Below are 18666 nucleotides of genomic sequence, written 5' to 3'. Positions count from 1 at the left end.
GCGCGTCATCAACCCAGCCCGGCCTTGCGCAGCAGCGCCGCCCAGTGGCGGCGGTTGGAATAGTGCCGCCGCCATTGGGCGCGGGCGGCCTCGGCGATGCGGGCGCGCTCCTCCTCGTGGGACTGGAAGAACCGCAGCAGCACGATCAATTCGTGCAGGCTGGAGAACGGCACATAGTGCACCCAGGGGACGTAGTACTCGTCCAGGGGCGAGCCCACATCCTCCAGCAGCAGCGACCCGGCCAGCATGGACTCGGCGGTGCGGCCGGTGACGATATAGCTGTTGGGCGCCACCCGGCCGTTGTTGAGGGACAGGCGCGAACTCAGCAATCCCTGGATATACTCCTCGTAGGACGGCGCCTGATCGCGCTTGCGGTTGTGCAACTGGCACCAGCCGCTCATTCCGGCGGCGCCGGCGGCATTGACCAGGGCCTGGCGTTGGCGCGACACCGTGCCGACGAAGAACAGTTCGCGGCTCTTGGCGACGCCCTCGACGGCGAAGCGGGTCTCGTCGAAGGGAAAGGATGGGCAGACCAGCAAGCGGGCCGGGTCGGGAAAGGCCGTCACCGCCCGGGAATAGGGATGGAAGACGCTCAGCACATCGGCGCAGCCCGACCAATAGGCCAGCTTGTCGTCGTTGCGCTCCGGGATGTCGTAGCAGTCGGGAATCACCACCGCCATGCGGAAGCCGAAGCGGGCCTTCAGGGCGTTCCAGTCCTCCACCCCCATGCCCCGGCCGGTGGGAATGTAGTTGCCGTCGGTGACCACCAGGGCGGGGCGCAGCCGGGCGATGGTGGCTTCCAACTCGTCCCGTGCCCGCTTGATCTCGGTATCGTCCAGGCCGACCAGGTTGGTCTCGTAGGTCATGGTATCGGTGGAGAAGGCATGGGCGTCCAGCCCGACTCCCCGGGCCGAGCCGACGAAATTGGGCCGCACATCGCTTTCGATGAAGGCGGGGTCGAGTCCCACCCGCTCCAGCATGGCCACCAGCACGGTGAGCCGGGGCAGGCTCGGCTCGGCCTCTCCGGCGGGGCCATAGGCGTCGGCCCGCATCGGTGCCGCGATCTCTCCCGCCTCCCAGGCCTGCCGGTGCAGATCCAAGGTGGCCTTGATCAGCCGGTCATGCAGCGGCGACGGCTCTCGCCCGGCGGACCAGTGCCCCAGCCAGGGGCTGGGACGGCACAGGATTTCGGAATAGTCGAAATCGAACGGGGTGACGGCGCAGGTCTGGAGAAAGGCATCGGACAGTCCGTCGGGGACGCTGCCGCCCAGGGCGCGGGCCTGGCGGATCAGCTCCACCGCCACCCGGCCGGACCCCAGCCGGGCATGGCAGTCGGCCAGCAGGAAATAGCCCAGGGGGTCGTCGGGGGCCTCCATGACGAATTCCTCGGCGGTGGCCAGGGCGGCGTCGGGGCGGCCATCGGCGAACAGCTGAGAGACCAGGCGAATTCGGTGCGCCAAGGCTGGATTTCCTCTCCCATTTCGGACAGCCGACTATAGCGGCGCGGCGCCAGGGTGTCGCCTGCCGCAACGGCCTTGACCGGGCTCAAGGCCTTGCCGCTGCCGCATGGGCTTTGCTGTGCCCTCCTATCGCGGAGCCATCAGCCATGACCGAACTTTCCCTGCCGCAATCCCGGGCCACCCTGCTCAATCTGGTGGAAGCGGCCGTCGCCGCCCATGCCAATGTGATTCAGGTCCGACTGGATGGAGACACGGCGGTGGTGGAAACCCTGGCGACCGGCAGCGTGGTGGCCTCGGACACCTGGTCGGTGGACCGCTGCCAGGCGGTGCTGTCGGCGACGTTCAGCCTGTGCGACGGCCCCGACGATTATGCCTATGGCGAGTCGCGCAGCGGCCGCATGACCGGCGAGAAAGTGACTCTGCCACCCGGCCTCACCATGGTGTTCGTGCAGTTTTTCCCACCCCGCGACGGCCAGCGCCACATGGTGGCCCGCATCACCTACGATGCCGATACCTGCTGCGGCACCTGCGGCGGATAGGGTTTGTCCGGGTTTGGTGGAAACATCTCCATTCGTCATGCCCGGACTTGATCCGGGCACCCATGGACCCCCGGGTCAAGCCCGGGGGTGACGGGAATGGTAAACTGACAGGTCCGAGGTTACTTCCGGTTCACCAGCCAGATGCCGCTTCCCACCAATCCCATGCCGAGCATCAGCGGCCAGGTGAGGGGCTCGCCCAGCAGCACGGCGCCGAAACCCATGCCGAACAGCGGCGTCAGGAAGGAAAACGCCGACAGCCGGGTGGCGGGATAGCGGGTGATCAGCCAGAACCACGCCAGATAGGAGGCGAAGGCGACGCCCGCGACCTGGAAGGCCAGCAGGCCCCAGACCAGCGGCGTCGGCTGGCGCAGGCCGGCCTCGCCCAGCGCCAGCGAGGCAAGCGGCAGCGCCACGGCCGAGACCGCCAACTGATAGAACAGGGTCTTCTCGGCGGACAGGCGGCCCAGGGCTGAATTGCGCACCACCAGGGTGGTGGCGCCCCACAGCACCGCCGAGGCCAGCAGCATGGCGTCGCCGATCCACTGGGTGCCGCTGGGCAGGGCCAGGGTTTCGCCGAAGGCGGCGATGATCCCGAGGAAGGCGCAGCCCAGACCCAGGGTCTGGACGCGGTTCAGCCGCTCGGCGGGGACCAGCACATGCATGCCCGCCGCCACCACGAAGGGCGCGGTATAGAGGAAGACCACGGCCCGCGAGGCGGCGGTATAGTCCAGCCCCCAGAAGATCAGGGCGAACTCGCCCGCGAACATCAGCCCGGCCAGCAGCCCGGCCCCCAGGCTGCCGTCGCGATTGAACAGCGCCACCCCGCGCCAGGCCGACCACGCCCAGAGCAGCGGCACGGCCCCGGCCGAACGCAGTCCCGCCTGCAGCACCGGGGAAATTCCGGCATTGGCCAGTTTGGCCGCCACCTGGTTCAGGCCCCAGACGGCGCACAGGAAGACCATCAGCCCCATGGCCAGGGCATCGAGGTGGGAGTGGCGCCCGGTCACTTATGCTCCCTCCCCCGGCCTTGCTGGGGGAGGGTTGGGGTGGGGGCTCGCACCCTCACGCCACTTCCAGGTCGAAGGCGGCGGCCATCAGCGCCTTGGTATAGGCGGTGCGCGGCGCCTGGAACACCTGCTCGGCGGGGCCGGATTCCACCACCACCCCGTCCTTCATCACCATGACGTCGTCGGCCAGGGCTCGCACCACCTTGAGGTCGTGGCTGATGAACAGATAGGCCATGGCGTGGCGGGCCTGGATGTCGCGCAACAAATCGACGATCTGGGCCTGGACCGAGACGTCCAGCGCGCTTGTGGGCTCGTCCAGCACGATGAAGCGGGGTTTCAGCACCAGGGCACGGGCGATGGCGATGCGCTGGCGCTGGCCGCCGGAGAATTCATGGGGATAGCGGTCGCGGGACTCGGGGTCCAGTCCCACCTCCTCCAGCGCCCTTGTCACGGCGGCCTCGCGCTCGCCGGGGCCGGTGGCCAGGCCGTGGACCTCCAGCCCCTCGCCGACGATCTCGGCCACCGACATGCGTGGACTGAGCGAGCCATAGGGGTCCTGGAACACCATCTGCATCTCGCGCCGCAGCGGCCGCAGCCGCGACGCCGACAGCGACTGGATGGCGGTGCCGCCGAACACGATCTCGCCCTCGGAGTCCAGCAGTCGCAACAAAGCCAGGCCCAGCGTGGTCTTGCCCGAGCCGGATTCACCGACGACGCCCAGGGTGCGGCCCTGGCGCAGGCTCAGGCTCAGCCCGTCCACCGCCTTGACATGGCCGATGGTCCGCCGCCACAACCCGCCCTTCAGGGGGAACCACACCTTCAGGTTCTCGGCCCGCATGATCTCGGGGGTCTCGGCGCCGTCGCGGATGGGGCGGCCCTTGGGCTCGGCCGCCAGCAGCCTTTGGGTATAGGGGTGGGCGGGCCGCTCGAAGACCTCGGCCACCGGCCCGGCCTCGACGATCTCGCCCTGGTTCATGACGCAGACCCGGTCGGCCAGCTTGCGCACGATGCCCAGGTCGTGGGTGATGAACAGCAGCGCCATGCCGAAGCGGGCCTGCAACTCCTTCAGCAGCTTCAGGATCTGGGCCTGGATGGTGACGTCCAGCGCGGTGGTGGGCTCGTCGGCGATCAGGATGTCGGGTTGGTTGGCCAGGGCCATGGCGATCATCACCCGCTGGCGCTGGCCGCCGGACAACTCGTGGGGCAGGGCGTCCAGGCGCTTGTCCGCCTGGGGAATGCCCACCAGGGTCAGCAGCTCCAGCACCCGGGCGCGCAGGGCGGCACCGCGCAGGCCCTCGTGGATCTCCAGCACCTCGCCCACCTGGGCGGCGATGGAATGCAGGGGGTTGAGCGAGGTCATGGGTTCCTGGAACACCATGGCGATGCGGGCGCCGCGCACGGCGCGCAGGGCGTGTTCCGGCGCGCCCACCAGCTCGGCGCCGTCGAAGCGGATGGAGCCCTTGGGGTGGCGGGCGCGGGGATAGGGCAGCAGTTGCAGGATGGACAGCGCCGTGACCGACTTGCCCGAGCCGGATTCACCCACCAGGGCCAGGGTCTCGCCCTTGGCCAGGGTGAAGGAGACGCCCTTGACCGCCGGGGTGTCGCCGAAGCTCACCGCCAGATCGTCCACCACGAGGAGAGGGTTCCGAGGTGCGGCTGTCATGTTGTTTTCCTGGGATCGAAGGCGTCGCGCACCGCCTCGCCGACGAAGATCAGCAAGGACAGCAACCCCGCCACCACCACGAAGCCGGTCAGGCCCAGCCAGGGGGCCTGCAGGTTGTCCTTGCCCTGGCGCAGCAAATCGCCCAGCGAGGCCGAGCCCGGCGGCAGGCCCAGGCCGAGGAAATCCAGCGCGGTCAGCGACACGATGGAGGAGCTGAGGATGAAGGGCATGAAGGTCAGGGTCGCCACCATGGCGTTGGGCAGGACGTGGCGGACCATGATGCGGCCATCGCTCATGCCCAGGGTGCGGGCGGCCCGCACATAGTCGAAATTGCGGGCGCGCAGGAATTCGGCCCGCACCACGCCGACCAGATTGGTCCAGGAGAACAGCACCAGGACCAGCAGCAGGCTCCAGAAGCCCGGCTTGATGATGGAGGCGATGATGATCAGGATCAGCAGCTCCGGCAGCCCGCCCCAGATTTCCAGGAAGCGCTGGAACAGCAGGTCGATGCGGCCGCCGAAATAGCCCTGCACCGCTCCGGCGGCCACGCCGACCACCGTGCTGACCAGGGTCAGGGCCAGGCCGAAGGCGATGGACAGGCGCAAGCCATAGATCAGGCGGGCCAGCACGTCGCGGCCCTGGTCGTCGGTGCCCAGCGGATTGACCGCCGTGGGCGGCGCCGGATGGGGCCGGGCGCTGTCATAGTTGATGGCGCGGTAGTCGAAGCGGATCAGCGGCCACACCGCCCAGCCATGTTCGGCGATCTTGCCCAGGATGTAGGGGTCGCGGTAGTCGGCATAGGTCTTGAAGTCGCCGCCGAAGGTGATTTCGGGATAGTCGCGGATCACCGGGGCGTACAGGACGCCGTCATAGGACACCAGGATGGGGCGGTCATTGGCCACCAGCTCGGCGCACAGGCTGAGGCCGAAGACCGCCAGGAAGATCCACAGCGACCACACGCCGCGACGGTTGCGGCGAAAGGCGTCCAGGCGCCGGAGGTCCAGCGGCGTCAGGCGCATGGGCCACCTCTCTTGGCCCCTCTCCCGCAAGGCGGGAGAGGGGCATGAAGCGATGTCATCATCCGCCCCTCCCCTCGAAATCGATGCGGGGATCGACCCAGTGATAGGTCAGGTCGCTGATCAGGTTCAGCACCAGGCCCAGCAGCGAGAAGGCATACAAGGTGCCGAACATCACCGGATAGTCGCGGTTGCTGACCGCCTCGAAGCCCAGCAGGCCGATGCCGTCCAGGGAGAAGATGATCTCCACCAGCACCGAGCCGGTGAACAGGATGCCCACCAGGGCGCGGGGAAAACCCGCCACGATCAGAAGCATGGCGTTCCTGAAGATATGGCCGTACAGCACCCGGGTCTCGGTCAGGCCCTTGGCCCGGGCGGTGATGACATACTGCTTGTTGATCTCCTCCAGGAAGGAGTTCTTGGTCAGCATGGTCAGGCTGGCGAAGCCGCCCACCACCAGGGCGGTGACCGGCAGCACCAGATGCCAGGCCCAGTCGGCGGCCCGCGCGGCGAGGGAGGCAGCCTCCATGTCCGACGAGGTCAGGCCGCGCAACGGGAACCAGGACAGGTATTTGCCCCCGGCGAAGACCACGATCAGCAGGATGGCGAACAGGAAGCCGGGAACGGCATAGCCGATGATGATGGCCCAGGACGAGGCCACGTCCAGCTTTGATCCGTCGTGGCGGGCCTTGAAGATGCCCAACGGGATGGAGACCAGATAGATGATCAGGGTCGAGCACAGCCCCAGCGACACCGAGACCGGCATCTTCTCGATCACCAGGCCCACCACCGAGACGTCGCGGTAGAAACTCTTTCCGAAATCGAAACGGATATATTGGCCCAGCATCTGAAGGAAGCGCTCATGGGCGGGCTTGTCGAAGCCGAACTGGCGCTCGATCTCCTTGATGAAGGCGGGGTCGAGGCCTTGGGCGCCGCGATAGGCGCCCTGTTCGCCCTGGCCCTGGGGGGCGCGCGGCCGTCCGGTCTGGCCGGTCTCGGCGCCGCTCGCCCCGGACAGGCGCGCCGTGGCCTCCACATTGGTGCCCTGCAGCTTGGACAGCATCAGCTCCACCGGTCCGCCGGGGGCGAACTGCACCACGGTGAAGTTGACCAGCATGATGCCCAGCAGGGTCAGCGGGATCAGCAGCAGGCGGCGAAGGGTATAGGCGATCATGGCTTCACCCACCAGGTCAGGAACTGGGTGCCGTTGGCGGGAGCGACCGCGGGGTGGCCGAACTTGTCCCACCACACCAGCCGGTCGGTGCCCAAATGCCAATGGGGGATGACATAGTGGTTCCACAGCAAGGCGCGGTCCAGCGCCCGGGTGCGCGCCACCAATGTGTCGCGGTCGGGGGCGGAAATCACCTGCTCCACCAGGGAGTCGATGGCGGGATTGTTGATGCCAGCCAGATTCTGGGTGCCGGGCTGGTCGGCCGAGGCCGAACCCCAGAAACTGGCCTGCTCGTTGCCGGGCGACTGGGACTGGCCCCAGACATGGACGATCATGTCGAAATCAAAATGGTCCAGGCGATTCTTGTACTGGGCGGGATCGACGGTGCGCACATTGGCCGAGATGCCCAGCCGGGCGAGATTGCGGGCGAAGGGCAGGGTGATGCGTTCCCAGACCGGCTGCACCAGCAGGATCTCGAAGGTGAAGGGGCGGCCGTCCTTGACCAGCTTGCCGTCGACCACGTCCCAGCCCGCCTCTTCCAGCAGTTTCATGGCGATGCGCAGATTGGGACGGATATTGCCGTCGCCATCGGTGACCGGCGGGCGGTAGGCCTGGGTGAAGACCTCGGGCGGCAGTTGGGCGCGCAAGGGCTCCAGCACCGCCAGCTCCAGCGGCCCGGGCAGGCCTTCCGCCGCCAGTTCGGAATTGGCGAAATAGCTGGCGGTCCGCTTGTACTGGCCATAGAACAGGGTCTTGTTGGACCATTCGAAGTCGAAGGCATGGGCCAGGGCCCGGCGGACGCGGGCATCCTGGAACAGGTCGCGGCGCAGATTGAAGGCGAAGCCCTGCATGCCCGCCGGACGGCGATGGGGGATGGCTTCCCTGCGACCCCGGCCATCCTTCAGCCCCTGCCAGTCGGTGTAGCCGGTGGCCCATTTGCGGGCCTCGTTCTCCAGCCGCCAGTCGTATTCCCCGGCCTTGAACGCCTCCAGCGCCACGGTGGTGTCGCGATAGGTGTCGTACCGGATGCGGTCGAAATTGTTGTGGCCCCGGCGCACCGGCAGGTCGGCGCCCCAATAGTCCCGGACCCGCTCATAGGTGATGGAACGCTGGGCCTCGAAGCTTTTCACCTTGTAGGGGCCGCTGCCCAGGGGCGGCTCCAGGGTGGTGGCGGCGAAATCGCGGCCCTGCCAATAGTGCCGGGGCAGCACTGGAAGCTGGCCCAGGATCAGCGGCAGTTCGCGGTTGTCGCCGGGTTTGAAGCTGAATTTCACGCGACGCTCGGCCAGCTTCTCCGCCTTGTCCACCGCGGCGTAGTAGAAGCGGAAGCGGGGATGGCCCTTGGCCTTCAAGATGTCGAGCGAGAAGATCACGTCGTCGGCGGTGATGGGCTTGCCATCGTGCCAGCGCGCCTGCGGCCGCAGCGTGAAGATCACCCAGGAGCGGTCGGCGGGGGTCTCGATGCTCTCGGCGATCAGGCCGTATTCGGAAAAGGCCTCGTCGGCCGAGCCGGTCATCAGGGTCTCGAACGGCAGGTCGGCGCCGCCCGGCGGCTCGCCCTTGACGATGAAGGGGTTGAGGGAATCCCAGCCGCCGATCTCGGCGAGGCGGGCCTCGCCGCCCTTGGGGGCATGGGGGTCGGCATAGTCAAAATGCTTGAACCCGGCCGGATATTTCAGCGCCCCGTGCATGGCGATGCCATGGGCGGCCGGAATCGGCTTCACCGGCTCGGCGAAACCGGCGGTGGGGCTCAGCAGCAGGGAGAGGATGATCAGCAGGCGGCGCATGGGCCGAAGTGTGGCGGCAATCGCCCCGTCGGGCAAGGGGACAAGAAGAAACCCCCTGTCCGGCGACGGACAGGGGGGGCGTTCGTTCAGGGAGATGGCCTCAGCCCAGGCGGCCGCGAATCTGGTCGATCAGGTCGCGCAGGGAGGCCTCGGCGACGCCATCACGGTCCATCAGGTGGCGAACCATGGGATCGCCCATGATCTCGTCCAGCGGCGGCTCGGCATTACCGACGAACCGCGAGGACCGGGTGTTCATCATATTGGCGGCCTGCAGCACGGCCCGACGGGCCACGTCGCGCAGATCGCCGCGCTCGGGGTGGGGAGTGATCGCGCTGGCAGCCATGATGTCTCCCTTCAATTCCATGTGCTCCTGTCGACTACACTACCGCTGATGTTTCGAATCGCAAAGATCGGCATTGGTATAAAATCCATAAAGAAAATAATGTTATCGCATCGCACAAATATTGTGCGGCGCAGCAACATGAGTCTTTTGCATATGAGGACCGGTGCCTTTACCGTCAAGACCCAAGCCTTGGTATTATAACAGGCTTGGCCCCGAGGGCGGGGCCGGATATGGCGGCGGGATCAGGAATTCCCCATCGGGGTCATGCCGGGACCGCCGCCGTTTGGCCTGGGCCTGGGCCGAGACGGCATAGCAATAGACGCAGCCATGGGGGCAACTGTCGTAATCGCCGAGGTCGCGGCTTTCATAGCACAGACAGCCGGGGCGGTTGCCCTTGAGCCGGGCCTTGACCGGACGCGGGCTGCCCCAGCCCGCCGCCACATCCTCCAGGCGCCTGGCATCGACGCAGTGTGACGGGCCGATGCCCGCGACCAGCAAGTCCGGCTGCGAGCACACGGTCAAGGCCATGCCCTGGGCGGCGGCCAGCTCCGCCAGCTCCCGGAGCAGTTCGCGCTTGGTCTCCGGCGGCGGATCGGTCCAGGAAAAGCCGTGGGTGCGGGCGGCTGCCGCCAGGTTGCGCCCGGTCTTGCGATAGGCTTGGGCAAAGGACACCGAAACCTCGTCCACCATCCCGGCCAGCCCCGCCGCCAGCCGGGCGAAATTCTCGCGATGCCAGTCGGGCGGCGTCAGAGAGGTCAGCAGGATGGGGTCATAGCGCCAGACCACGGCGCGCGGGCCGTGCCGGGCCGCCAGCCCGGCCATCAGGGCGACAGAGCGGTCGGGTTCGATCACCGAGCTTTCCAGGGCGCGGGGATAGCCGGTGACGGTGTATTGGACCATGAAGGGCAGGCCGGTCGCCCTGATTTCGTCCAGGGCCGGTTGGAAGGGACCGATATTGCGGGTCCAGAACACGAAGCCGTCAACCCCGACCCGCAGGGGAATGGTGGAGACCTGACCGCCATAAGGATTGACCGCCTTGGCCCATCCGGCCCGGAAGCGGTTCATGAACCAGCCTCCGTAAAAGGCCGGAATGTCGGTGCGATAGCTGGCCGAGACGATCATAGCCCCACTATGACCGCTGGGCGGCGAACTTGCCATATTGCCTAGTTCTGCCCAAGCAACTCATTGAAATATAAAACGTTTATGAAACTATTACAATCCACGAGAGTCTTTTTTGGTTGCCCTGGGCGGCCAGGGTCATTTATAAAACCGTCGACCATGATTTGATTTGTCGATAACCCTAGAGGAGAACAGCAATGCGCGACCGGCTCCTCCCGGTGATAATGCTGGCGATCATGACCACGGCCTTCCCGGCCTGGGCCGAGCAGGCCGCGCCCGGGGTCAAGACCCAGTTGGCCGCCGCCGATGGTCCCATGACCGCCGCCATCCTGCCCGGCTCCAATCGCGAGGCGCGCGTCAGCGCGCTGCCGCGTCCGCTGTCCGTGGCCGATGCCGAGATCTACAAGCGGGCCTTCCAGTTGCAGGCCCAGGGACAGACCGCCGCCGCCGACCGCGAACTGGGTCGGGTCAAGGACGAGTTGCTGAAGGGCCATGTCCTGGCCCAGCGCCTGCTGGCCAGCGGCGCCAAGGCCAAGCTGCCGGAACTGCGCGCCTGGCTGGCCGACTATTCCGACCTGCCCCAGGCCGAGGCGGTCTACAGGCTGGCCGCCGCCAGCAAGGGTGCGCGCGGATTGCATGCGCCCGCCCGTTCCGGCTCGCTGAAGGGTACCGGGATCGATACCGAGGCCGACACCGCCATGTGGGAAGAGGCGGCCTTCAATATCGAGGATTCCTCGCCCAAGGTTCGCGCCTTCAAGGCCCGCCTGCGCCAGGCGCTGCGGGACGACGAAAGCGCCAAGGCCGAGGCCATGCTGACCTCCGCCGAGGCACAATCCCTGTCCGCCCTGGAATTCGACCGGCTGCGGCTGATGGTGGCCGCCGATCATTTCGCCGGTGGCCGTGATGACAAGGCCGCCGCCCTGGCCCTGGCCTCGGCCGAGCGGTCGGGCGAACAGTTGACAGGCGCCCATTGGATCAGTGGCCTCGCCCTGTGGCGCCAGGGCCAGCCCGAACAGGCGCGCCGCCATTTCGAGGCCGCCGCCAATGCCCCCGAGGGCCAGGACTGGCAGTCGGCGGCGGGCGCCTTCTGGGCAGCTCGCGCCAATCTGGTGGTCAAGCGCCCCGAGGCCGTCAATCACTGGCTGGAAGTGGCCGCCACCTATCCCCGCACCTTCTATGGCATGCTGGCCCGCGCCGAGCTGGGCTATGCCAATCAGTTCTCTTGGGATACCCCGCCCTTCACCGAGGGCGATGCCGAAATGCTGATGCGGGTGCCCAGCGCCCGGCGCGCCCTGGCCCTGCTGCAGCTGGGCGAGCGCTCCGCCGCCGAGGACGAGCTGCGCCGCCTGTATCCCTCGGCCAGCAAGGCGCTGCGCCAGTCCATGCTGGTTCTGGCCTATGCCGGGCAGATGCCCGCCCTGGCGGTGCGCATGGGCGGATCGCTGCCGCGCGAGAACGGCCGCGTCCATGACGCCGCCGCCTTCCCGGTGCCCGACTGGACGCCCAAGGGCGGCTGGCAGGTGGACAAGGCCCTGGTCTATGCCCTGGTCCGCCAGGAATCCTCGTTCAACCCCTCGGCCCGCAGCGGCGCCGGGGCGGTGGGGCTGATGCAGCTGATGCCCGCCACGGCGGCCTCGGTGGCGGGCGGCAAGCTGTCGCGTGACCGCCTGACCGATCCCGAGGTCAATCTGGGCCTGGGCCAGCGCTATGTCTCCAAGCTGCTGGCGGAAGAGCCGGTCAGCGGCAATCTGATGATGATGGCTGCCGCCTATAATGCCGGTCCGGGCAATCTGGCGCGCTGGCTCCAGGCCATCCGCCATGGCGGCGACCCGCTGCTGTTCGTGGAAAGCCTGCCGTCGCGCGAGACCCGGGTGTTCACCCAGCGGGTGATGACCAGCTATTGGGTCTATCAGAGCCGCATGGGCCAGTCCGCCGAATCCCTCGACGCCCTGGCATCCGGCGGCTGGCCGCTCTATTCCGGCCAGGACCCCCAGCCGGTCTCGACCCGCCGGTAAGGGTGCGGGGGTGGGTTTGACGGTAAGAACCGGTTGACTCCGGTTGCATAGGTCGCCACGCTTTTTCCATGATTCTGGTTCATGCCACATCGGTCGAGATCGACGGCCAGGGTGTTTTGATCCGCGGCCCCTCGGGCAGCGGCAAGTCCGATCTGGCCCTGCGTCTGATGGATGGCGGCGCCCAGTTGATCGCCGATGACCAGACCGAGCTGTCGCGCCAAGGCAGCCGGGTGGTGGCGCGGGCGCCGGAAACCATCGCCGGGCTGCTGGAGGTCCGCGGCCTGGGCATCGTTCGGGTGACCCATCGCAGTTGGGCGCCGTTGGCGCTGGTGGTGGATCTGACCAGCGACGAGCGGATCGAGCGCCTGCCCGAGCCCAGCTACGCGGAATATCTGGGCCTGACCCTGCCGCGCATGGAGCTTGACCCCTTTCGCGCCTCGGCTTCGGCGAAGGTTCGCCTTGCGGTCCATTCGGCCAAACGCGATATAATGCCCTCGTGATGACCGACTGTCCCAGCCCCGTCAACTCGCAAGCCCCCACTGCCGTTCGCGGCGGCAATCGGGTGGTTATCGTCACGGGCATGTCGGGGGCGGGCAAGACCCTGGCGCTGAAGGCGCTGGAGGATCTGGGCTGGGAAGCGGTGGACAACCTGCCGCTGTCGCTGGTGGGCAGTCTGGTGCGCCCCGGTGACGGGGTGCCGCGTCCCCTGGCCATCGGCGTCGATATCCGCACCCGCGATTTCGGGGTCGAGCCGCTGCTGGCCGCCATCGACCGCCTGATGGCCGAAAGCGGTATCGATGTCAGCCTGCTGTTCCTGGATTGCGACGACGATGTGCTGTGCCGCCGCTTCACCGAGACAAGGCGGCGCCATCCCCTGGCCATGGATCGGCCGCTGCTGGACGGCATCCATCACGAACGCGCCCTGGTGTCGCCGTTGCGGGCGCGGGCCGATGTGATGATCGACACCACCAACCAGCCGCCGGCCGAATTCAAGCGCGCCCTGGCCAATCGCTTCGGCCTGGACGCCGATCGTCGCCTGGTGGTGTTCGTGACGTCGTTTGCCTATCGAAACGGTTTGCCGCGCGAGGCGGATCTGGTGCTGGACGTGCGGTTTCTCGCCAATCCGCACTATGTTCCCGAATTGCGGCCGCTGACCGGCAGGGATCCGGCGGTGGCGGAGCATGTGGCGGCGGACCCGGCTTTCACGGGTTTCTTGAATTCCGTGACAGGTTTGTTGGAACCGTTGTTGCCCCGCTTCGCCGCCGAGGGTAAGAGCTATCTGACCATTGCCTTCGGATGCACTGGCGGGCGTCACCGATCGGTGGCCATCGCCGAGCGCATCGCCGGTTGGCTGAGGGAACACGGCAGTCGCGTCGAGTTGCGTCACCGCGAACTCGACGACGGGGGATCATGATGAGGGGATTGAGATGATCGGACTGGTTCTCGTGACCCATGGGCGGCTCGCCGACGAGCTGGTCGCGGCGATGGAGCATGTGGTAGGGCCACAGCCCAGTGTCGGTGCCGTCTGCATCGGCCCTGACGACGACATGGAGCAACGCCGCAACGACATCCTGGCCAGCGTCGCCAAATGCGATGACGGCAATGGCGTGGTGGTGCTGACCGACATGTTCGGCGGCACGCCGTCCAACCTGGCCATTTCCATCATGGACAAGGCCAAGGTCGAGGTGATCGCCGGCGTCAACCTGCCCATGCTGATCAAGCTGGCCAGCGTGCGTCATACCGAGGCCCTGGCCGATGCCGTGGCCAGTGCCCAGGAGGCGGGCCGCAAATATATCAACGTGGCTTCCAAGCTCTTGACCCAGGACCGCAAATGACATCCGACACCCTTGATGCGCCCGGCGGCGATAACGGGGAAGGCCTGGGGCGCAATGCCACCATCGCCAACCGCCGTGGCCTGCATGCCCGCGCCGCCGCCAAGTTCGTCAAGCTGGCCGCCACCTTCGACGCCCAGGTCTGGGTCAGCCATCGCGGTACCGAGGTTTCGGGCCTGTCCATCATGGGGTTGATGATGCTGGCGGCCGCGCCCGGCTGCTCCATCGACCTTCGGGCCACCGGCGCCCAGGCCAACGAGGCGCTCGACGCCCTGGTCGAGCTGGTGGATCGCAAATTCGACGAGGATTGAGGATCGGCCTACCGCCCATGACATCCCACGATGGCGACGACGGCGCTTCTTCCCAGGCGAGCAGGATCTGTTCCGGGCAAAGCCGGGGCGAGGTTGTGCTGGACGGGCTGGGCGTGTCGCGCGGCATCGCCATCGGCAGCCTCTATCTCCATGATTCCGGCACCATCGCGGTGCGCGAACGCCGGATCATCGCCCGCGCCGTCGAGGCCGAATGCGCCCGATTCCGCGATTCCGCCGAGGAAGCCAGCCTGCAGGTGGAGCAATTGCAGGCCAAGGCGGGAGCCCTGGGGGGCGCGGCGGGCGAGGAACTGGGCTATCTGCTGGACGCCTATCGCCAAATGCTGCACGGATCGCGGCTGATCCGGGGTGTGGAAGCCCGTATCCGTGCCGCCCGTGTCAACGCCGAGGCCGCGGTGCAGCAGGAGATCAACGACATCATCCGTGGCTTCGAGGCCATGGAGGACCCCTATCTCGCCGCGCGCCTCGCCGATATCCGCGATATCGGCCGCCGCTTGCTGCGCAATCTGACCAAGGCCGATTACCGACCCTTCACCGCCCTGCCCAGGAATGCGGTGATCGTCGCCGACGAGATGACCCCCGCCGACACCGCCCTGCTGGACCCCAAGACGGTGGCCGGGCTGGCCACGGTGGTGGGCGGCGCCGAAAGCCATACCGCCATCATGGCCCGCTCGCTGGGCCTGCCCTCGGTGCTGGGCATCGCCGATCTGCTGCGCCAGGCCAAGGGCGGCGAGACCGTCATCATCGACGGCACCAACGGGCTGGTGGTGATCAATCCCCTGCCCGAGACCCTGGCTTATTATCGCCGCGAGAAGGCGGCCTTCCTCAAGACCCGGCGGCTGCTGGGACGGCTCAGGGATGTGCCCGCCGTGACCACCGACGGTCTTCGCATCTCGCTTCAGGCCAATATGGAACTGCCCGCCGAGGTGGGAGCGGTACTGGAATCGGGGGCCGAGGGGATCGGGCTGCTGCGCTCGGAATTCCTCTACATGAACCGCGACGACGTGCCCTCCGAGGACGAGCAGTACCGGGTGCTGCGCGATGTGGTGGAACGCATGGACGGCCGCACCGTCACCGTGCGGACCTTCGATGCGGGCGGCGACAAGCTGGCCCCCGCCCTGGGCTGTGCCATCGGTCCCAATCCGGCCCTGGGCCTGCGGGCCATCCGCCTCGGTCTCGCCCGCCAGGACCTGCTGGAGGCCCAACTGGCCGCCATTCTTCGCGCCGCGGCCCATGGTCCCGTCCGCATCCTGATTCCCATGGTCGCCACGGTGGGCGAACTGCGCGCCACCCGTGAGGTGATGAACCGGGTGGTGCGTCGCCTGCGCGCCGCCCAGGTGCCGTTGCCCGACCCCTTGCCGCCGTTGGGCGCCATGATCGAAATCCCCGGCGCCGCCCTGGCCGCCGACGCCATCAGCTGGCATGCCGACTTCTTTTCCATCGGCACCAACGACCTGACCCAGTACACCCTGGCCATCGATCGCTCCGACGAGGCGGTGGCGCATCTGTTCAATCCGCTGCATCCGGCGGTGCTGCGGCTGATCCAGTTCACCGCCCAGGCGGCGGCCCGCGCCCGCATCCCGGTCTGCGTCTGCGGTGAGATGGCGGGCGACCCGCGCTTTAGCGCCCTGCTGATGGGCCTTGGCATCCGCGAACTGTCCATGACCGCGTCCAATGTGCCGGTGATCAAGGCCCGCATCCGGACCACCGGCATGGCCGCCGCCGCCGAACTGGCGCGCGAGGTCATGGAGCTGAATGACGGCGGCCGCATCGCTCAACTGGTCGACCGCTTCAACAGCGCGGGACGCTGAGACATAAGGGGGAAGTCATGTGGATCCGGCTGGGGTTCGTCATCACGATTACTATGATCTCGATCATGCAGCCGCGTCTGGTCGCGGCGGCCGAGGTCTATCCCACCCAGGAGCTATTCAGTACCTCCACCACCGTGGTGGGCGAACCCATCGCCTATCCCGCCACCGGCCCGGCCAAGGTCACCACCCAGATCGTGACCATCGCGCCCGGGGCTGAGACGGTGCCGCACCACCACCCCGCGCCCATGGTCGCCTATATCCTGGATGGCGAGGTGACGGTGGATTACGGGCCGAAGGGCAAGCGGGTGTTCCGGCGGGGCGACGCCTTCGTCGAGGCCATGGCGGTGTCCCATAAGGGCGTCAATACCGGCACGGTGCCGGTGCGCATCCTGGCCATATCCATGGGGGCCGAGGGCACCGCCAACGCGGTGGCGGATCGGTAGCCCTTATTCCCACATAAAGATATCTTTATGTCCTATTGCGTTTTGCCGGGCGGACTGTTACATACGGTCCAGCCATAGCCATCCCATTTCGCCGAGGGCCCATCATGACCGATTACGTTGTTGCCGACATTGCGCTGGCCGATTGGGGCCGCAAGGAACTGGACATCGCCGAGAGCGAGATGCCCGGCCTGATGGCCACCCGCGAGGAATACGGCCCCAGCCAGCCGCTGAAGGGCGCCCGCATCGCCGGTTCGCTGCACATGACCATCCAGACCGGTGTGCTGATCGAGACCCTGAAGGCGCTGGGCGCCGATGTCCGCTGGGCGTCTTGCAACATCTTCTCGACCCAGGACCACGCCGCCGCCGCCATCGCCGCCGCCGGCACCCCGGTCTTCGCCGTCAAGGGCGAGACCCTGGAAGACTACTGGGACTACACCCACCGCATTTTCGACTGGGCCGATGGCGGCTGCCCCAACATGATCCTGGATGACGGCGGCGACGCCACCCTGCTGATCCATCTGGGCATGCGGGCCGAGAAGGACATCTCCGTCCTCGCCAATCCGACCTGCGAGGAAGAAGAAGTCCTGTTCGCCTCCATCAAGAAGAAGCTGGCCACCGACAAGACCTGGTACACCCGCAACGGCACCGCCATCCGCGGCGTGACCGAGGAGACCACCACCGGCGTCCATCGTCTGTACGAGATGGAGAAGAAGGGCACCCTGCTGTGGCCCGCCATCAACGTCAACGACTCGGTGACCAAGTCCAAGTTCGACAACAAGTATGGCTGCCGCGAGAGCCTGGTGGACGGCATCCGCCGCGCCACCGACGTCATGCTGGCGGGCAAGGTCGCCGTGGTCGCCGGTTTCGGTGATGTGGGCAAGGGTTCGGCCGAATCCCTGGCCAGCCAGGGCTGCCGCGTCATCGTCACCGAGATCGACCCCATCTGCGCCCTGCAGGCCTGCATGGAAGGCTATGAGGTGCTGACCATGGAAGACGCCGCGCCGCGCGGCGACATCTTCGTCACCACCACCGGCAATGTGGACGTGATCACCGTCGATCACATGCGCGCCATGAAGGACCGCGCCATCGTCTGCAATATCGGCCACTTCGACTCGGAGATTCAGGTCGCTGGCCTGAAGAACTTCAAGTGGACCAATATCAAGCCGCAGGTGGACGAGATCGCCTTCCCCAACGGCAACCGCATCCTGCTGCTGGCCGAGGGCCGCCTGGTCAATCTGGGCTGCGCCACCGGCCATCCCAGCTTCGTCATGAGCGCCTCCTTCACCAATCAGGTGCTGGCCCAGATCGAGATCTTCACCAATCCCGGTAAGTACGAGAAGAAGGTCTATGTCCTGCCCAAGAGCCTGGACGAGAAGGTTGCCGCCCTGCATCTGGCCAAGCTGGGCGCCCGGCTGACCACGCTGAACACCAAGCAGGCCGACTATATCGGCGTGCCGGTGGCCGGTCCCTTCAAGGGCGAAGCCTACCGCTACTAAGATCGCGGAACGCGAAAGCCCCCTGGCCGACGGCCAGGGGGCTTTTTCTTTGGGTCCCTACCGCCGTGACGCGGGCGGGGCCAGTTGCTCCGAACGGATGCCGCCCGAGGATGACGGCGCGGCGCGAGGCGCGGGCGAGGACTCATAGCCGACCGAACTGGCGTCCGATTGCTTGGGCGCCACCGTCACCGACACGGTGGTGCCATAGACGGTGCGCCGCTCCACCTGCACCGTGGCGGCGCGGTCGCCGCGCAAATAGGTCAACACGCTGGTCTCGGCGGTGACGCTCATCATGGGCTGCCAGCCGAAATTGGGCATCTGCGATTGGTAGAAGGCGGTGACCTCGTTGGCGGAATTGGACAGCGTCATCACCACCCGTCCGGTCCAGCGGTCGCGGTCCGACAGGATCAGCGAGCGGTCGTTGTCCATGGTGGCCCCCGCCGGGATCGGAATATCGGTGACCAGCTGGAAATTGACCGGCTGGTCCGAGGCGGTACCAGAGGTGGGCGGCAGGTTGGTGCCGCGCGAGCACCCCGCCAGGGCGAGACCGGCGAGCAGCGGCAGGGCAAGGCGGAAGGCACGGCGCATCATGGGGGTGAAAATACCGGGAAGGCGGCGGGGGAACAAGCCAATGT

Annotated in this window: 18 protein-coding genes; 9 read left to right on the top strand and 9 right to left on the bottom strand. The window is 67.1% G+C overall.

Annotation, left to right across the window (positions count from 1 at the left end; genetic code table 11):
• Nucleotides 1-8: 8 nt before the first annotated feature.
• On the bottom strand, nucleotides 9-1460 hold the full coding sequence (locus A6A04_RS10755) for a glycosyltransferase family protein (protein WP_068492673.1): 1452 nt from the start codon (nucleotides 1458-1460) through the stop codon (nucleotides 9-11).
• 146 nt (nucleotides 1461-1606) lie between these two features.
• On the opposite strand from A6A04_RS10755, the gene A6A04_RS10750 reads away from it, so the two are divergent.
• Nucleotides 1607-1999, top strand: a complete 393-nt coding sequence (locus tag A6A04_RS10750; RefSeq protein ID WP_068492671.1) for a hypothetical protein — start codon at nucleotides 1607-1609, stop codon at nucleotides 1997-1999.
• Between the two features lie 119 nt (nucleotides 2000-2118).
• On the opposite strand, the gene A6A04_RS10745 is transcribed toward A6A04_RS10750, so the two are convergent.
• From A6A04_RS10745 to A6A04_RS10715, 7 genes are all read right to left on the bottom strand, one after another.
• Nucleotides 2119-3006 carry a DMT family transporter gene (locus A6A04_RS10745; RefSeq protein WP_245651163.1) on the bottom strand — a complete coding sequence of 296 codons (888 nt, stop codon included), beginning with the start codon at nucleotides 3004-3006 and terminating at the stop codon, nucleotides 2119-2121.
• 55 nt (nucleotides 3007-3061) lie between these two features.
• Nucleotides 3062-4669, bottom strand: a complete 1608-nt coding sequence (locus tag A6A04_RS10740) for an ABC transporter ATP-binding protein (protein WP_068492669.1) — start codon at nucleotides 4667-4669, stop codon at nucleotides 3062-3064.
• A complete protein-coding gene (locus A6A04_RS10735; RefSeq protein WP_068492667.1) occupies nucleotides 4666-5688 on the bottom strand; it encodes an ABC transporter permease in 1023 nt (340 codons plus the stop codon). The genes A6A04_RS10740 and A6A04_RS10735 overlap by 4 nt, the downstream gene beginning before the upstream one ends.
• A 58-nt stretch (nucleotides 5689-5746) precedes the next feature.
• The gene (locus A6A04_RS10730) at nucleotides 5747-6859 is read right to left on the bottom strand and encodes a microcin C ABC transporter permease YejB (RefSeq protein ID WP_068492666.1); all 1113 of its coding nucleotides are present in this window, start codon (nucleotides 6857-6859) and stop codon (nucleotides 5747-5749) included.
• Entirely contained in the window at nucleotides 6856-8643 is a 1788-nt protein-coding gene (locus A6A04_RS10725) for an extracellular solute-binding protein (protein WP_068492664.1), read from the bottom strand. Before A6A04_RS10725 ends, A6A04_RS10730 begins: the two co-directional genes overlap by 4 nt.
• Before the next feature lie 100 nt (nucleotides 8644-8743).
• The gene (locus A6A04_RS10720; RefSeq protein WP_156612556.1) at nucleotides 8744-8986 is read right to left on the bottom strand and encodes a hypothetical protein; all 243 of its coding nucleotides are present in this window, start codon (nucleotides 8984-8986) and stop codon (nucleotides 8744-8746) included.
• A 195-nt stretch (nucleotides 8987-9181) separates the two neighbouring features.
• On the bottom strand, nucleotides 9182-10108 hold the full coding sequence (locus A6A04_RS10715) for a DUF1848 domain-containing protein (protein WP_068492660.1): 927 nt from the start codon (nucleotides 10106-10108) through the stop codon (nucleotides 9182-9184).
• A gap of 194 nt (nucleotides 10109-10302) precedes the next feature.
• Between A6A04_RS10715 and A6A04_RS10710 the strand changes: the two genes are divergently transcribed.
• The 8 genes from A6A04_RS10710 to ahcY all read left to right on the top strand — a co-directional run bounded on the left by A6A04_RS10710 (nucleotide 10303) and on the right by ahcY (nucleotide 18031).
• Entirely contained in the window at nucleotides 10303-12120 is a 1818-nt protein-coding gene (locus A6A04_RS10710; protein ID WP_068492658.1) for a lytic transglycosylase domain-containing protein, read from the top strand.
• A gap of 68 nt (nucleotides 12121-12188) precedes the next feature.
• On the top strand, nucleotides 12189-12620 hold the full coding sequence (locus A6A04_RS10705; protein WP_068492657.1) for an HPr kinase/phosphorylase: 432 nt from the start codon (nucleotides 12189-12191) through the stop codon (nucleotides 12618-12620).
• Nucleotides 12620-13534, top strand: coding sequence for an RNase adapter RapZ (gene rapZ, locus A6A04_RS10700; protein ID WP_068492655.1), 915 nt, complete (start codon nucleotides 12620-12622; stop codon nucleotides 13532-13534). Before A6A04_RS10705 ends, rapZ begins: the two co-directional genes overlap by 1 nt.
• A gap of 13 nt (nucleotides 13535-13547) precedes the next feature.
• Complete coding sequence (locus tag A6A04_RS10695; protein ID WP_068492653.1) at nucleotides 13548-13955, top strand: PTS sugar transporter subunit IIA; 408 nt, start codon at nucleotides 13548-13550, stop codon at nucleotides 13953-13955.
• Entirely contained in the window at nucleotides 13952-14263 is a 312-nt protein-coding gene (locus A6A04_RS10690; protein ID WP_068492651.1) for an HPr family phosphocarrier protein, read from the top strand. Before A6A04_RS10695 ends, A6A04_RS10690 begins: the two co-directional genes overlap by 4 nt.
• A 17-nt stretch (nucleotides 14264-14280) precedes the next feature.
• The gene (gene ptsP / locus A6A04_RS10685; RefSeq protein WP_068492649.1) at nucleotides 14281-16092 is read left to right on the top strand and encodes a phosphoenolpyruvate--protein phosphotransferase; all 1812 of its coding nucleotides are present in this window, start codon (nucleotides 14281-14283) and stop codon (nucleotides 16090-16092) included.
• A 17-nt stretch (nucleotides 16093-16109) separates the two neighbouring features.
• A complete protein-coding gene (locus A6A04_RS23425; protein WP_068492647.1) occupies nucleotides 16110-16535 on the top strand; it encodes a cupin domain-containing protein in 426 nt (141 codons plus the stop codon).
• Between the two features lie 104 nt (nucleotides 16536-16639).
• The gene (ahcY, locus tag A6A04_RS10675; RefSeq protein ID WP_068492645.1) at nucleotides 16640-18031 is read left to right on the top strand and encodes an adenosylhomocysteinase; all 1392 of its coding nucleotides are present in this window, start codon (nucleotides 16640-16642) and stop codon (nucleotides 18029-18031) included.
• A 57-nt stretch (nucleotides 18032-18088) separates the two neighbouring features.
• On the opposite strand, the gene A6A04_RS10670 is transcribed toward ahcY, so the two are convergent.
• Nucleotides 18089-18622 carry a hypothetical protein gene (locus A6A04_RS10670; RefSeq protein ID WP_068492896.1) on the bottom strand — a complete coding sequence of 178 codons (534 nt, stop codon included), beginning with the start codon at nucleotides 18620-18622 and terminating at the stop codon, nucleotides 18089-18091.
• Nucleotides 18623-18666 lie beyond the last annotated feature (44 nt).

Source organism: Paramagnetospirillum marisnigri (assembly GCF_001650715.1).
GTDB lineage: Bacteria > Pseudomonadota > Alphaproteobacteria > Rhodospirillales > Magnetospirillaceae > Phaeospirillum > Phaeospirillum marisnigri.
This window is presented reverse-complemented; position numbering and strand designations above follow the sequence as displayed.

What these genes read in the sequence shown, in the direction of transcription:
- A6A04_RS10750 (WP_068492671.1), top strand. Translation starts at nt 1,607, where the DNA reads ATGACCGAACTTTCCCTGCCGCAATCCCGGGCCACCCTGCTCAATCTG.
- A6A04_RS10740 (WP_068492669.1), bottom strand. Translation starts at nt 4,669, where the DNA reads ATGACAGCCGCACCTCGGAACCCTCTCCTCGTGGTGGACGATCTGGCG.
- A6A04_RS10735 (WP_068492667.1), bottom strand. Translation starts at nt 5,688, where the DNA reads ATGCGCCTGACGCCGCTGGACCTCCGGCGCCTGGACGCCTTTCGCCGC.
- A6A04_RS10730 (WP_068492666.1), bottom strand. Translation starts at nt 6,859, where the DNA reads ATGATCGCCTATACCCTTCGCCGCCTGCTGCTGATCCCGCTGACCCTG.
- A6A04_RS10725 (WP_068492664.1), bottom strand. Translation starts at nt 8,643, where the DNA reads ATGCGCCGCCTGCTGATCATCCTCTCCCTGCTGCTGAGCCCCACCGCC.
- A6A04_RS10720 (WP_156612556.1), bottom strand. Translation starts at nt 8,986, where the DNA reads ATGGCTGCCAGCGCGATCACTCCCCACCCCGAGCGCGGCGATCTGCGC.
- A6A04_RS10715 (WP_068492660.1), bottom strand. Translation starts at nt 10,108, where the DNA reads ATGATCGTCTCGGCCAGCTATCGCACCGACATTCCGGCCTTTTACGGA.
- A6A04_RS10710 (WP_068492658.1), top strand. Translation starts at nt 10,303, where the DNA reads ATGCGCGACCGGCTCCTCCCGGTGATAATGCTGGCGATCATGACCACG.
- A6A04_RS10705 (WP_068492657.1), top strand. Translation starts at nt 12,189, where the DNA reads ATGATTCTGGTTCATGCCACATCGGTCGAGATCGACGGCCAGGGTGTT.
- rapZ (WP_068492655.1), top strand. Translation starts at nt 12,620, where the DNA reads ATGACCGACTGTCCCAGCCCCGTCAACTCGCAAGCCCCCACTGCCGTT.
- A6A04_RS10695 (WP_068492653.1), top strand. Translation starts at nt 13,548, where the DNA reads ATGATCGGACTGGTTCTCGTGACCCATGGGCGGCTCGCCGACGAGCTG.
- A6A04_RS10690 (WP_068492651.1), top strand. Translation starts at nt 13,952, where the DNA reads ATGACATCCGACACCCTTGATGCGCCCGGCGGCGATAACGGGGAAGGC.
- ptsP (WP_068492649.1), top strand. Translation starts at nt 14,281, where the DNA reads ATGACATCCCACGATGGCGACGACGGCGCTTCTTCCCAGGCGAGCAGG.
- A6A04_RS23425 (WP_068492647.1), top strand. Translation starts at nt 16,110, where the DNA reads ATGTGGATCCGGCTGGGGTTCGTCATCACGATTACTATGATCTCGATC.
- ahcY (WP_068492645.1), top strand. Translation starts at nt 16,640, where the DNA reads ATGACCGATTACGTTGTTGCCGACATTGCGCTGGCCGATTGGGGCCGC.
- A6A04_RS10670 (WP_068492896.1), bottom strand. Translation starts at nt 18,622, where the DNA reads ATGATGCGCCGTGCCTTCCGCCTTGCCCTGCCGCTGCTCGCCGGTCTC.